Consider the following 13784-nt stretch of genomic DNA (forward strand, 5'->3'; position numbering starts at 1 on the left):
AAAACTGCTTATTTTTCTTGGCTGCCAAACCAATTCGACCAAATTCTTGATAAGCTCGTACCCATCGTCTTAACTGTGATTCTGCTAGTGGCTTATATTTCTTTGCAAGTAATCCACAACCTAATGGACCATTAAGATATTCTAGTACAACCATCATCTTAAATTCTTCACTATATTTAGCCATAAAAAACACCCCAAAAGTTAGATTTTAACTCTAACTTTTGGGGTGCAGTACCAAGTTGAACTTTTGGGGCACCCTCTTTTTTTATCTAGTACCTTTTTTATAGGAAAGTCATACGCCGCTAACCAGGGCGCTTTCGGTTTTCTTATATGATAAGAACACTTATTTGACTTCGAGAATTGTCTAGCTCCAGTGCCCTAGCGGCGAGACGCCTTCGGTCTTCGCCCTACGATAAGTCAACATCGATTCGCCTTACGGCTGCTCGTGTTTCCTATATCTCAGTTGGAAAGCTCCACAAGGAAGGCTCCGGCAGCATCAACATCGCACGACCGAAAGCGATAGCTTTTGGGAGGAGGTCATACGCCGCTAACCAGGGCGCTTGCGCTTTTCTTATTCTAAATAAGATTTTCCTTCTATAGAATGGTAGAAATAAGGTGGAGGTGTGTTCATGAATGAGGTTAAGTGAATTAAGTGGAAAAGAAATTGTTAATGTTAAAAAGGCAGAGCGACTTGGTGTTCTTGGCCAAACAGATTTAGAAATCAATGAAAATACGGGACAAATCCAAGCATTATTAATTCCAACTGTAAAATGGTTTGGTTTTCGGAAACAGGGAGAGGAAGTTAGAGTGCCATGGCAACATATAAAGAAAATTGGGAGTGATATGATTATAATCGATGTACCTGAAGAACAAATCGAAGATTAAACCTATATAGGATATTGTTTAAAAAAAGCCCAAGCAAACGAATCATTGCTTAGGCTTTTATAATTTTTTAATAAATGGAAAACTCACCGATTTAGGGAATTTTACATAAGATGTTGAAGTGATAAGAGCTATTGAATGCCAAATGGATAATAAAAAAGAAGGTGAATGTTTTCATGCTGACAGGGATGCAAATAGCCGTCATTGGTGGAGATGCCAGGCAGCTGGAAATTATCCAAAAGTTAACTGAATTAGATGCGCGTATTTCGCTTATTGGCTTCGAACAACTTGATCATGCCTTCACTGGTGCTGTTAAGGAAAAAATAAATGAAGTTGATTTTTCAAATATAGATGCCATTATTTTACCAGTAGCTGGAACGAATTTAGAAGGACAAATAGAAACGATATTTTCAAATGAGAAGGTTGTTTTAACAGAGGACATTCTCTTAAAAACGCCTGAACACTGTACGATTTATTCAGGAATTAGTAATGCTTATTTAAATGGGATTGTGAAAGCGGCTAAGAGAAAATTGGTTCAATTGTTTTCACGTGATGATGTTGCTATTTATAATTCCATTCCAACTGTGGAAGGAACCATCATGATGGCTATCCAGCATACGGATTTCACCATCCATGGTTCGAACGTAACCATACTTGGACTTGGGCGCTGTGGAATGAGCATTGCAAGAGCGTTCCATGGGTTAGGAGCAAAAGTAAAAGTAGGTGCTAGAAGAAGTGAACATCTTGCTAGAATAACCGAAATGGGTGTTACACCATTTCACTTAAGCAATATAGAAAAAGAGGTAACGGATACCGATATTTTAATCAATACCATTCCGAAACTAGTTGTCAGTGCAGCAGTCATCGCCAAACTTCCAGCTCACACGCTTGTTATTGATATTGCTTCTAAACCTGGAGGTACAGATTTCCGATATGCGGAAAAAAGGGGAATTAAAGCATTACTTGCTCCGAGCCTGCCAGGTATTGTTGCCCCAAAAACGGCCGGTCAAATTTTAGCCGATGTTCTATCTCAACTGCTCCAAGAGGACTTAGTTAACAGAAAGGGGAATAAATAATGAGTTTAAAAGGGAAGAGAATTGGTTTTGGCCTAACTGGATCTCACTGTACGTATGATGCCGTTTTTCCCGAAATTGAAAAACTAGTTCAAGAGGGAGCGGAGGTAGTACCCATTGTTACTTTTACTGTGAAAAATACTGATACCCGGTTTGGCAAGGGGGAGAATTGGGTACAGCGTATTGAGGAATTAACAGGCAATACAGTAATCGATTCGATTGTAAAGGCAGAACCATTAGGCCCAAAATATCCACTCGATTGTATGGTCATCGCCCCATTAACTGGTGTCTCAATGAGTAAATTTGCCAATGCCATAAATGACAGTCCTGTATTAATGGCAGCAAAAGCTACTTTGCGTAACTTAAAACCTGTTGTACTTGGTATTTCTACTAATGATGCACTTGGTCTAAATGGAGTAAATTTGATGCGGCTGATGGCGACAAAAAATATTTACTTCATCCCTTATGGACAGGATGATCCTGTTAATAAGCCTAATTCGATGGTAGCGAGAATGACTCTGTTAATAGATACAGTAAAGGCGGCTTTGGAGGGTAGGCAGCTCCAACCCGTTTTAATAGAAAGATATAAAGACGGAGAGTAAAATCCTTTTCCCCAAGTACTTAAAAGGTTATTTCTTCATTGGAATATGTTAAAATAAATTAATCATTAATCAGTGGGTTTTTTCCTTAACCTACTGAGATGGTTTACCAATACAATAAAGTAGTATGCTGGCATCAAAACTATTTTCAGTGGAAATAACCAGCGTAGAGAATTGAAAGGGGAACTAGAATGAGTCAAAAAGGGTTTCATGTCGCAGTAGTTGGAGCAACTGGTGCAGTAGGGCAACAAATGATTCAAACTTTAGTGAAGGAAAAATTTCCTATTGAAAAATTAACCTTACTTTCTTCCGCTCGTTCTGCTGGAAAAAAGGTAAATGTGAACGGTACGGAATATACCGTACAAGAGGCAACTCCTGATAGTTTTGAAGGAGTGGATATTGCTTTGTTCAGTGCGGGTGGCAGTGTTTCTAAGGAACTTGCTCCTGAGGCTGTTAAGCGCGGTGCCGTTGTGGTTGATAATACAAGTGCCTTTCGTATGGAGACTGATGTACCTTTAGTTGTACCAGAAGTGAATGAAAGTGACTTGTATCATCATAAAGGAATTATCGCTAATCCGAACTGCTCTACAATTCAAATGGTTGTAGCACTTGAACCTATTCGCCAAAAGTTTGGCCTTAAAAAGGTTATTGTATCCACCTATCAGGCTGTTTCCGGTGCAGGAGCGGCTGCTGTAGAAGAACTAATGGATCAGACAAAAGCTATCTTGAATAAGGAAAACTATGAACCAAATATCCTGCCAGTTAAATCAGATAAAAAACATTATCAAATAGCATTTAATGCCATTCCGCAAATTGATAAATTCCAGGAAAATGGTTTTACTTTTGAAGAAATGAAAATGATTAATGAAACGAAGAAAATCATGCATTTACCAGACTTGCAAGTGGCTGCAACTTGTGTCCGTCTCCCTATTGCAGTTGGGCATTCGGAGTCTGTATACTTTGAAATTGAATCAGAACATGTAACAGCTCAAGACATTAAAGAAGTATTAAAAGATGCACCTGGTGTTGTTTTACAAGATGAACCAGAAAACCAATTGTATCCAATGCCGGCTGATTGTGTGGGGAAAAATGAGGTCTTTGTTGGAAGAATTAGAAAAGATCTTGATGAACCACGTGGCTTCCATATGTGGGTTGTTTCTGATAACCTTTTAAAAGGTGCAGCTTGGAATTCTGTGCAAATTGCTGAGAGATTAATCGAATTAGGTCTAGTAAAATAAATGTTTTCATTAAAGGCAGGTTAATTATGAAAATCATCGTACAAAAATTTGGCGGTACATCTGTCAAGGATGAGAATAGCAGAAAACATGCACAAAGACATATTGAAAAGGCATTAGCTGATGGCTATAAGGTTGTAGTGGTTGTTTCAGCTATGGGGAGAAAGGGAGATCCCTACGCTACCGACACCCTTTTATCACTAATCGGTGGTAATGGAAGTAAACTTACCAAACGGGAACTAGATATACTAATGTCCTGTGGAGAAGTCATTTCAAGTATCGTTTTTACCAATATGCTGCTTGAAAGTGGAATTCATGCTACGGCGTTAACTGGAGCACAAGCCGGATTCAGGACTAATAATGATCACACCAATGCAAAAATTATGGAGATGAAATGCGACCGGTTACTAAGGGAACTTGAGCACCATGATGTCGTAGTAGTCGCCGGATTTCAAGGTGCGGCAAAAAACGGGGATGTAACTACCATTGGACGAGGTGGAAGTGATACCTCCGCTGCGGCGTTAGGGGCAGCCTTAAACGCTGAATGGATTGATATCTTTACAGATGTGGAAGGAATCATGACCGCCGACCCGAGAATTGTTGAAAATGCACGACCACTTTCCGTTGTTACCTATACTGAGGTTTGCAACATGGCCTATCAAGGTGCGAAAGTGATTCATCCAAGAGCGGTCGAAATCGCCATGCAGGCGAAGGTGCCAATTCGCATTCGTTCAACGTATTCAGATTCCATGGGAACGTTGGTTACATCCTTAAATAAAAATAATCGTGGAACTGATATAAAAGAACGATTAGTAACTGGAATTGCCCATGTTTCAAATGTTACTCAAATTAAGGTGTTTGCAAAGAAAGATCAATATTATTTGCAAGCTGAAGTATTTAAAGGTATGGCCAATGAAAATATAAGTGTAGACTTTATTAATATCTCACCTAACGGAGTTGTCTATACAGTTAGTGAAGAGATGACTGATAAGGCCATTCGAGTCTTAAATGAACTAGGTCATGAGCCAGTGGTTGAACGACACTGTGCTAAAGTTTCCGTGGTAGGAGCAGGGATTGCTGGTGTCCCTGGAGTCACTTCAAAAATTGTTACGGCTCTTTCTGATCAAGGGATAAGAATATTACAGTCAGCTGATAGCCATACAACCATTTGGGTACTAGTAAAACAAGAAGACTTGATTAAATCAGTCAATGCGCTGCATGATGCCTTTCAATTGGAAGTAGAATCATTTGAATATAATTAGTCAGATTGGTAAAATGCTTCAAGTGAAATGACCATGGGCTTTGACTTAGCTCTAGGTTGGTTTGCTACTAAGGTGGCAAATGATCAACCGATTAACCGTTACTTCGTAGAATATGGCAACATTTAAGTAAAGGAGCATTTAAAATGTCTCATTTCGGGCGAGTGTCCACGGCAATGGTCACACCCTTTGATAATAAAGGGCATATTGACTTTGCCAAGACAACTAAGTTAGTCAATTATTTAATTGAAAATGGAACGGATTCACTTGTTGTTGCTGGAACAACAGGTGAATCACCAACATTATCAAAAGAAGAAAAACTTGCTTTATTTCAGCATGTTGTAAAAGTGGTTAATAAAAGAGTTCCGGTTATTGCCGGTACCGGTAGTAATAACACTTACTCATCGATAGAATTGACGAAAAAAGCGGAACAAATTGGTGTAGACGGGATCATGCTAGTAGCCCCATATTATAATAAGCCAAATCAGGAAGGTTTATATCAGCACTTTAAAGCAGTTGCGGAATCTACCACGCTTCCTGTGATGCTTTATAATATTCCAGGCAGAGCGGTTGTTAATATCCTACCAGAGACAATTATCCGGCTATCAAAAATCCCAAATATTGTGGCAGTCAAGGAAGCAAGTGGGGATATAAATGCAATGACAACTATCATAGCAAATACAGATGAGGATTTTGCTTTATACAGTGGAGATGATGGGCTAACCCTTCCTGTTTTAGCTATTGGTGGAGCAGGAATCGTATCCGTTGCTTCTCACATTATCGGAAATGAAATGCAACAAATGATTAAGGCATTCTTGGATGGAGATCATAGAAGTGCTGCTAAACTTCATCAAGAGCTGTTACCAATTATGAAGGCACTTTTTGCTGCTCCAAGTCCAGCACCAGTTAAAACCGCTTTACAACTGAAAGGTTTAGATGTAGGAACTGTTCGGCTGCCGCTTGTTGGTTTAAATGAACAGGAACGGTCAGCATTAATCAATGTATTATATAAAAAATAGATATAATAGGTGGCCAACCGATTTATTCGGTTGGTTTTTCTTTTTTATGGATTCCAATTGATTTTGTTTTTGGTTGTAAAGGCTTTCCGGTTTCAAGTATAATAAACATAACTGATTTCGGTCGGCTTTAGTTCAACATAGGAGGAAACGGATTGTGATAAAGAAAAAGAATCAATCCATCAAGTTCATTGTACTTGGTGGGGTAGGAGAAATCGGAAAAAATATGTACCTTGTGGAAGTGGACGAGGACATTATTATCATTGATGCCGGCTTAATGTTCCCCGAGGAAGAAATGCTAGGCATCGATATGGTTATCCCAGATATTACATATCTCAAAGAAAACGAAGAACGAGTGAAAGCCATCTTTTTAACTCATGGGCATGAAGACCATATTGGTGCCCTTTCCTACGTTTTACGGCAAATCAATGTTCCTGTTTATGGAACGAAATTGACATTGGCCTTGGCACATGCCAAATTAAAAGAACAAGACTATCATGAAAAAACCAATTTTATTGAGGTTGATTCGAATACGATCGTAGAGCTAGATACCGTAAATGTCAGTTTCTTTAGAACGAACCATAGCATTCCGGATTCTGTCGGCGTATGTATCCATACATCGGAAGGAATCATTGTATATACCGGTGATTTTAAGTTTGATCAAGCTGCTACAAAGTTTTATCGTCCGGAAATTGGAAAAATGGCGGCTATCGGTGAAAAAGGTGTTCTATGTTTATTGTCAGATAGTACGGAAGCCGAGAAACCGGGTTATACAGCTTCAGAATCTATTGTTAAACATGAATGGTCCACTGCTTTCTATAATGCCCAAGGAAGAATCATTGCTGCATGTTTTGCATCAGACATTAACCGAATTCAACATATTTTTGATGTGGCAAAAGAAAATAATCGAAAAGTGGCTGTCGTTGGAAAAAGTTTGGAAAGAATCTATCATATCGCAATGGATTTAGGCTATTTGGAAGTAGATGACGAATTAATTATTTCTATCGATCAAATTAAAGATTTTGAGGATCGGGAAATTGTTGTTTTAATGACTGGAAGTCAAGGAGAGCCAATCGAGGCCCTTCAAAAAATGGCAAAGCAGCAGCATAAGCTCTTGAATATTCAAAAAGGTGATACAGTTTTAATTGCTAGCTCACCACTTCGAGGGAGCGAATTATTTTTATATAAAACAGTTGATATGCTATTTAGAGCAGGGGCGAATGTCATCACTGGAAAGCGGACGATTCATGTATCTAGTCATGGAAGCCAGGAAGAATTAAAATTTATGATTAACCTGATGCAGCCAAAATTCTTTATCCCGGTTCATGGTGAATACAGAATGCTGAAAGCTCATCGGAAAATTGCCTTGGAGTGCGGCCTAAAGGATGAGCAGATTATTATTCCTGATTGTGGAGATGTGGTGGAATGGAAAGGTAGGACCTTTGCTGTTACTGGGAAGGTACCATCTGGAAATGTGTTAATCGACGGAATAGGTGTCGGTGATGTTGGGAATATCGTTTTAAGAGATCGTAAACTTCTATCACAAGATGGAATTTTAATTGTGGTCGTTACATTAACGAAGCAAGAAAAAAATATAGCAGCAGGACCGGAAATCATATCAAGAGGTTTTGTTTATGTTCGAGAATCGGAAAAACTAATGGGTGATTCCACTAGATTAGTTCGTGAAATTGTTGAGGAGAATATTGCAAAAGGATCATTTGAATGGTCGAGCTTAAAGCAGGAAATCAGAGATGATCTTAGCCGTTATCTCTTTGAAAAAACAAAACGAAGACCGATGATATTGCCAATTATTATGGAGGTTTAATAAGAAAAGGTATCGGAAAATCCGGTACCTTTTTCTATTGTGGTGGGTTTTTTTTCTCCGATAGGTAAATACTAATCCATATCATGCCTGAAGGGAGAATAATGATGAAATACGATTGGTTTAAAAATAATGCTGGTACACAAGAAGGCGAGGAGCCACAAAAAGAGGAAAAGCCTTCATCACCATTAATGGAAAAAATTCAACAATTAGGACAAACAAATGTACCTCAACTTTCTTCAGATTCCAAAATACATTGTTTAACGATTGTCGGTCAGATAGAAGGACATATGGCACTACCGCCGCAAAATAAAACAACTAAATACGAACATATTATTCCACAGTTGGTTGCGATTGAACAAAACCCAAATATCGAAGGTGTATTAATTGTTCTAAATACGGTGGGAGGTGACGTGGAAGCAGGACTGGCAATTTCTGAAATGCTTGCCACCTTGTCTAAACCGACTGTTTCCATCGTATTAGGTGGAGGACATTCTATCGGTGTACCTATTGCTGTTTCTTGTAATTATTCCTTTATCGCAGAAACCGCAACGATGACCATCCATCCGATTCGATTAACTGGATTGGTCATTGGGGTTCCACAAACTTTTGAATACTTGGACAAAATGCAAGAGAGGGTCGTCAATTTTGTTACGAAGCATTCCAAAATTTCAGAAGAAACCTTTAAGGAATTAATGTTTGCCAAAGGGAATTTGACAAGAGATATTGGTACGAATGTAATTGGCCCGGATGCAGTGAAATATGGTCTGATAGATGAAGTAGGAGGGATTGGTCAGGCCATGAAGAAATTATATGAATTAATTGAGTTAAGGAAGGATAAAAAAGAGGGGCTGATTCAATGATATTATATACGATGATACCCCACGAATTAATATTTCCTTATGATGGAAGCGTATATGAAAAACAACAAATGGTATACTATCAGGGGATTCCATTGCTCGTAGAGCCGGTCGATCAGCAAAATGTTCAAGTATTACGGATATTAAGTAGTGATCCACAGCATTATTTACATGCCAATTTATCACCAGGCTCAAAAATTTCTTTTTCAAATCTTGATCCCGTACAGTAAATGTAGTATGAAATTATGGTATAATAAGGTTATAAATACAAGAGCAGCCATTAATAAGGCTGCTTTCTTCCTTTTTCTTGAAGATAAAATAGGAATTTATAGTATTTAAAATATAGGTGATGAAATGGCCAAAAAAAAGAAAAGACAACCAAAAAGAAGTGATCAACAACTGAAAAGGACCGTTCAATATGAACTATCAGCCCTAGCAATCCTAGCATTAGCAATTATAGCAATGGCGAAACTAGGAGTTGTTGGAAGGGGAACGGTACTATTCTTCCGTTTTTGGATGGGGGAATGGTATATGCTAGGTTTGTTAGGACTATTATTTTTAAGTATTTTTTTAATGTGGAAAAGGGAAATACCATTCCTATTTCAAATGAAATTAGTAGGCAGTTATTTTGTTGTTTCCGCAATTCTATTATTAAGTCATGTGACATTATTTCATTTACTTACCAAAGAAGGAAATTTTAATAATCCAAGTGTGATCGCAAACACCTGGGAATTGTTTATGATGGAAGTTCGTGGTGACACGAGTACAACAGATCTCGGAGGAGGCATTCTTGGGGCTATTCTTTTTGCCTTATTCCATTACCTTTTTGCAGAAACAGGTACGAAAATCATTGCTTTTATTTTCATCATTATCGGTTTTATTCTCTTAACAGGAAAATCATTTGGCGATTTTGTTGGAAAAATCATATTAACTGTCTCTGAATTTATTAAATCACAATGGGCTGCATTTAAGTCTGATGTAGCAGAGTGGAAACAAAAACAACAAGATCGTAGAAATAACAAACAAATAGAGAAAAATCAAAAGCGACAAAGTGGGCAGAATGATCAAGAATCCATTCATGATGCGGGTAAATTGAATGAAAATGAAGTTTCGGTTGTACCGGAACCAATTATTTCAAACTTTGCCGATCGAGCTTATCCGGATACGGAAGCCCATAAAACTGAGAATGCAAAAGAGCAGCCAAAGGCAAAGACTAAAAAACAGGAAGAACCCGAGGAAGATTCTACTCCTCCAATGACCTTTACAGAGGTGGAAAATGTCGATTATCAGCTGCCGCCACTTAAGCTATTAAAACGGCCAAAGAAAACAGACCAAAGCGGGGAATACGAGCTGATTAACAAAAATGCTGCTAAGTTGGAAAGAACATTCCAAAGCTTCGGTGTAAAAGCACGAGTAACACAAGTTCACTTGGGACCGGCAGTCACAAAATATGAGGTTCATCCTGATGTAGGTGTGAAAGTTAGTAAAATTGTCAGCCTAAGTGATGATTTAGCTTTGGCGCTTGCTGCTAAAGATATCCGAATTGAAGCACCGATCCCTGGTAAATCAGCGATTGGTATTGAAGTCCCGAATTCGGAAATAGCGATGGTTTCCTTGAGAGAAGTACTAGAAGCTACACATCATAATAAACCAGAGTCAAAACTGTTAATTGGATTAGGAAGAGATATTACAGGGGAAGCCGTTGTTGCTGAATTAAATAAAATGCCGCATCTTCTCGTTGCCGGGGCTACCGGTAGCGGGAAGAGTGTATGCATCAACGGGATTATTACAAGTATTTTAATGCGGGCAAAACCACATGAGGTGAAATTAATGATGATTGATCCGAAAATGGTTGAACTAAATGTGTACAACGGAATTCCTCATTTGCTCGCACCTGTAGTAACGGATGCAAAGAAAGCTTCCCAGGCATTGAAAAAAGTAGTTAGTGAAATGGAAAGAAGATATGAATTATTTTCCTACTCAGGGACACGCAACATTGAAGGCTATAATGATCATATTAGAAAACATAATCTTGAAGAAAATGATCAACAACCTTTGTTGCCATATATCGTAGTTATTGTGGATGAGTTAGCCGATTTAATGATGGTAGCATCTTCAGATGTAGAAGATGCGATTACTCGACTTGCTCAAATGGCTCGTGCTGCTGGCATTCATTTAATTATCGCCACTCAAAGACCATCTGTAGATGTTATAACTGGAGTTATTAAGGCGAATATTCCTTCCCGCATTGCTTTTGCAGTATCAAGTGCAACGGATTCTAGAACGATCTTAGATATGGGAGGGGCAGAAAAACTTCTCGGTAGAGGGGACATGCTATTTATGCCGGTTGGGGCCACTAAGCCACTCCGTGTCCAAGGTGCATTCTTATCCGACCAAGAAGTGGAGGATGTGGTACAGTTTGTCATTTCACAACAAAAGGCTCAATATCAGGAGGAAATGATTCCTGACGACATTCCGGAGGCTACTGGAGAGGTGGAAGATGAATTATATGACGAGGCAGTCGAATTAGTAGTGGAAATGCAAACAGCTTCTGTATCCATGCTCCAGCGTAGATTCCGCATCGGATACACGAGGGCAGCGCGTCTCATTGATGAAATGGAGCTTCGCGGTGTGGTTGGACCATATGAAGGGAGCAAACCACGCGCTGTATTAATTTCCAAAAACAATGAAGAGAAAAGTTCTTAACAAGGGCCAAATGGTCCTTGTTTTTTTACTTTTTTAGGACTATTAGGCAACTATTTACAGTAAAATGATACTATAAATCATACATCAAAATAGGAAAATAGGAATAACGAAATTTAATTATATCAGACCTAATAATGAAAAAAATAGAAGAATTAGGACATTTGCAAACAATATGCCTTTTTTCGACAAATTCATCAAAATTCTATTTATTTCTCGCATAAAACATGGTAATATTAGTTCGATTAGTAGGAATGATATCAGAGGTCTGATGTCTTAGGAAAAGGCTGGAGGTTGCACATGTCAATAAAGTCAGATAACCGGCATTTATATTTACAAGTAATTGATCACCTGAAACAAGATATTGAAAAAGGGGTATATAAAGAAAAAGAAAAATTACCCTCAGAATTTGATCTTGCCAAACAGCTCGGAGTTAGCAGGGCAACACTTCGAGAAGCTTTGCGCATACTAGAGGAAGAAAACGTTATCATTAGGCGCCATGGAGTGGGAACTTTTGTTAACTCAAAACCGCTGTTCACTTCAGGAATTGAACAGTTAAACAGTGTCACTGACATGATTAAACAAGTCGGCATGAAACCTGGGACTATTTTCTTAAGTTCCACGAAACAAGATCCTACCGAAGAGGACATTCGCCGGTTCTCATGTTCTGAAACAGAGGAAATGGTCGTGATTGAGAGGGTAAGAACCGCCAATGGGGAACCTGTAGTCTATTGTATTGACAAGGTACCTGCCCGAATTTTACCAGATACCTTTTCACATGAAGAGGAGTCGATCTTTAATATTTTAGATGAGGAAGCAAACAGAAGAATTACATATGCGGTTGCCCAGATTGAACCAATTGGTTATCACGAAAAGATTTCCCCAATTCTGGAATGTGATCCTGAGACGGCATTATTGGTTCTTAAACAAATGCATTTCGATGAAATGGATGAACCTGTCCTATTTTCGGTAAACTATTTTAAGGCGGATAAGTTTCGCTTTCATGTACTTAGGAAACGTGATTAATTTATTATGGAAATGCAGCGAATCCAGACTTTGACATTTCTACTTAATCAAACAACATTTTCTTAGGGGGTAAATAACCTTGAAAAAGCGTAAAATTGGTATGGCACTTTCAATGGTTCTTACAGCTGGGACACTTTTAGGGGCATGTGGAAAAGCAGACGACAACGGCGGTGAAAAAGGTGGAGAAAAGAAAGACAATTTCTCTGTAGCTATGGTAACTGACGTTGGTGGTGTTGATGACAAATCATTTAACCAATCTGCATGGGAAGGACTTCAAAACTTTGGTAAAGAAAATGGCTTAGAAAAAGGTAAAGGCGGATATGACTACATCCAATCTAAGTCTGATGCAGATTATGCAACTAACTTAAATACATTAGTTCGTCAAGATTTTGATTTAGTATATGGAATTGGTTACTTAATGCAAGCTGCTGTGGAAGAAATCGCGCAACAACAAAAAGATGCACATTTTGCTATTGTTGATGCGGAAGTGAAACAACCAAACGTCGCAAGCATCCTATTTAAGGAACAAGAAGCAGCATTCCTTGCTGGGGTAGCTGCAGCGCTTACGACAAAAACAAATCACATCGGGTTTATCGGAGGAATGGAAATTCCTGTTATCGAGCGCTTTGAATCTGGTTTCTTAGCAGGTGTGAAAGCAGCTAAACCTGATGTACAAGTAGATGTTCAATATGCTGGAGCATTTGACAAAGCAGAAGTAGGACAATCCATTGCTTCTAAAATGTATTCTTCTGGTGCAGATGTGATTTTCCACGCAGCAGGTGCAACTGGTAATGGATTATTTAAAGAAGCATCTGACCGTAAGGCAAAAGCACCGGATAAGGATTTTTGGGCAATCGGTGTTGACCGTGACCAAGCTGACATGGGACCAGAAATTGTCTTAACATCTGCTCTTAAGCGTGTCGATGTTGCTGTGCAAGACCTTGCAACAAAAGCGAAAGACGGAAACTTCCCTGGTGGTGAAATTGTATTATATGGACTACAGGAAGATGGTGTTGGCTTAGCGCCAATTAATGATAAAGTGGCTAACAAAGCTGATATCGAATCAGCCGTTAAGGATTGGATTGAAAAAATTAAATCCGGTGAAGTTAAGGTTCCGGGCACTCGAGAAGAGTTGAAAACATTTAGCGTAAAATAATGAATGACAATAGCAGGAATAAGCAGAATTTGACTTTAGCTGTTTATTCCTGCTTGATGAAATTTTAAGTGAAGTGCAGAAAGTTTTTCTGCCATTCACTTAAGGTTTTAGAGTGGGGAAAAATCCCTGTTTTTTTAAAACCTGGAAAGGTCT

13 protein-coding genes are annotated in these 13784 nt (G+C 38.7%); 12 read left to right on the plus strand and 1 reads right to left on the minus strand.

Annotated features, from left to right (window positions below):
- Nucleotides 1-184 (minus strand): helix-turn-helix domain-containing protein (locus tag GZA11_RS12435; protein ID WP_163183808.1); only part of this gene is annotated, 184 nt, incomplete at its 3' end.
- A gap of 449 nt (nucleotides 185-633) precedes the next feature.
- Here GZA11_RS12435 and GZA11_RS12440 point away from each other — a divergent pair.
- From GZA11_RS12440 to GZA11_RS12495, 12 genes are all read left to right on the plus strand, one after another.
- Nucleotides 634-885, plus strand: coding sequence for a YlmC/YmxH family sporulation protein (locus GZA11_RS12440; RefSeq protein WP_038541182.1), 252 nt, complete (start codon nucleotides 634-636; stop codon nucleotides 883-885).
- 173 nt (nucleotides 886-1058) lie between these two features.
- Nucleotides 1059-1958: a dipicolinic acid synthetase subunit A gene (gene dpaA / locus GZA11_RS12445; protein WP_038541185.1), complete on the plus strand. Its 900-nt coding sequence runs from the start codon at nucleotides 1059-1061 to the stop codon at nucleotides 1956-1958.
- Entirely contained in the window at nucleotides 1958-2557 is a 600-nt protein-coding gene (locus tag GZA11_RS12450; RefSeq protein WP_038541188.1) for a dipicolinate synthase subunit B, read from the plus strand. Before dpaA ends, GZA11_RS12450 begins: the two co-directional genes overlap by 1 nt.
- A 188-nt stretch (nucleotides 2558-2745) precedes the next feature.
- A complete protein-coding gene (gene asd, locus GZA11_RS12455) occupies nucleotides 2746-3792 on the plus strand; it encodes an aspartate-semialdehyde dehydrogenase (protein ID WP_038541191.1) in 1047 nt (348 codons plus the stop codon).
- A 26-nt stretch (nucleotides 3793-3818) separates the two neighbouring features.
- Nucleotides 3819-5051, plus strand: coding sequence for an aspartate kinase (dapG, locus tag GZA11_RS12460; RefSeq protein ID WP_038541195.1), 1233 nt, complete (start codon nucleotides 3819-3821; stop codon nucleotides 5049-5051).
- A 143-nt stretch (nucleotides 5052-5194) separates the two neighbouring features.
- Nucleotides 5195-6067: a 4-hydroxy-tetrahydrodipicolinate synthase gene (gene dapA / locus GZA11_RS12465; protein WP_163184058.1), complete on the plus strand. Its 873-nt coding sequence runs from the start codon at nucleotides 5195-5197 to the stop codon at nucleotides 6065-6067.
- Between the two features lie 154 nt (nucleotides 6068-6221).
- A complete protein-coding gene (locus GZA11_RS12470; protein ID WP_163184060.1) occupies nucleotides 6222-7889 on the plus strand; it encodes a ribonuclease J in 1668 nt (555 codons plus the stop codon).
- Between the two features lie 104 nt (nucleotides 7890-7993).
- Nucleotides 7994-8749, plus strand: coding sequence for a ClpP family protease (locus tag GZA11_RS12475; protein ID WP_038541204.1), 756 nt, complete (start codon nucleotides 7994-7996; stop codon nucleotides 8747-8749).
- Nucleotides 8746-8976: a YlzJ-like family protein gene (locus tag GZA11_RS12480; protein WP_163184062.1), complete on the plus strand. Its 231-nt coding sequence runs from the start codon at nucleotides 8746-8748 to the stop codon at nucleotides 8974-8976. The genes GZA11_RS12475 and GZA11_RS12480 overlap by 4 nt, the downstream gene beginning before the upstream one ends.
- Nucleotides 8977-9100: 124 nt before the next feature.
- A complete protein-coding gene (locus GZA11_RS12485) occupies nucleotides 9101-11452 on the plus strand; it encodes a DNA translocase FtsK (RefSeq protein ID WP_038541209.1) in 2352 nt (783 codons plus the stop codon).
- A gap of 297 nt (nucleotides 11453-11749) precedes the next feature.
- Nucleotides 11750-12475 (plus strand): GntR family transcriptional regulator, encoded by a 726-nt coding sequence (locus tag GZA11_RS12490; RefSeq protein ID WP_038541212.1) that lies wholly within the window; start codon nucleotides 11750-11752, stop codon nucleotides 12473-12475.
- A gap of 79 nt (nucleotides 12476-12554) precedes the next feature.
- Nucleotides 12555-13631 (plus strand): BMP family lipoprotein, encoded by a 1077-nt coding sequence (locus tag GZA11_RS12495; RefSeq protein ID WP_163184064.1) that lies wholly within the window; start codon nucleotides 12555-12557, stop codon nucleotides 13629-13631.
- The last annotated feature ends 153 nt before the right edge of the window (nucleotides 13632-13784 follow it).

The sequence above is a fragment of the Neobacillus sedimentimangrovi genome (assembly GCF_010614825.1).
Taxonomy (GTDB): Bacteria; Bacillota; Bacilli; order Bacillales; family Cytobacillaceae; genus Neobacillus; species Neobacillus thermocopriae.

What these genes read in the sequence shown, in the direction of transcription:
- GZA11_RS12440 (WP_038541182.1), top strand. Translation starts at nt 634, where the DNA reads ATGAGGTTAAGTGAATTAAGTGGAAAAGAAATTGTTAATGTTAAAAAG.
- dpaA (WP_038541185.1), top strand. Translation starts at nt 1,059, where the DNA reads ATGCTGACAGGGATGCAAATAGCCGTCATTGGTGGAGATGCCAGGCAG.
- GZA11_RS12450 (WP_038541188.1), top strand. Translation starts at nt 1,958, where the DNA reads ATGAGTTTAAAAGGGAAGAGAATTGGTTTTGGCCTAACTGGATCTCAC.
- asd (WP_038541191.1), top strand. Translation starts at nt 2,746, where the DNA reads ATGAGTCAAAAAGGGTTTCATGTCGCAGTAGTTGGAGCAACTGGTGCA.
- dapG (WP_038541195.1), top strand. Translation starts at nt 3,819, where the DNA reads ATGAAAATCATCGTACAAAAATTTGGCGGTACATCTGTCAAGGATGAG.
- dapA (WP_163184058.1), top strand. Translation starts at nt 5,195, where the DNA reads ATGTCTCATTTCGGGCGAGTGTCCACGGCAATGGTCACACCCTTTGAT.
- GZA11_RS12475 (WP_038541204.1), top strand. Translation starts at nt 7,994, where the DNA reads ATGAAATACGATTGGTTTAAAAATAATGCTGGTACACAAGAAGGCGAG.
- GZA11_RS12480 (WP_163184062.1), top strand. Translation starts at nt 8,746, where the DNA reads ATGATATTATATACGATGATACCCCACGAATTAATATTTCCTTATGAT.
- GZA11_RS12485 (WP_038541209.1), top strand. Translation starts at nt 9,101, where the DNA reads ATGGCCAAAAAAAAGAAAAGACAACCAAAAAGAAGTGATCAACAACTG.
- GZA11_RS12490 (WP_038541212.1), top strand. Translation starts at nt 11,750, where the DNA reads ATGTCAATAAAGTCAGATAACCGGCATTTATATTTACAAGTAATTGAT.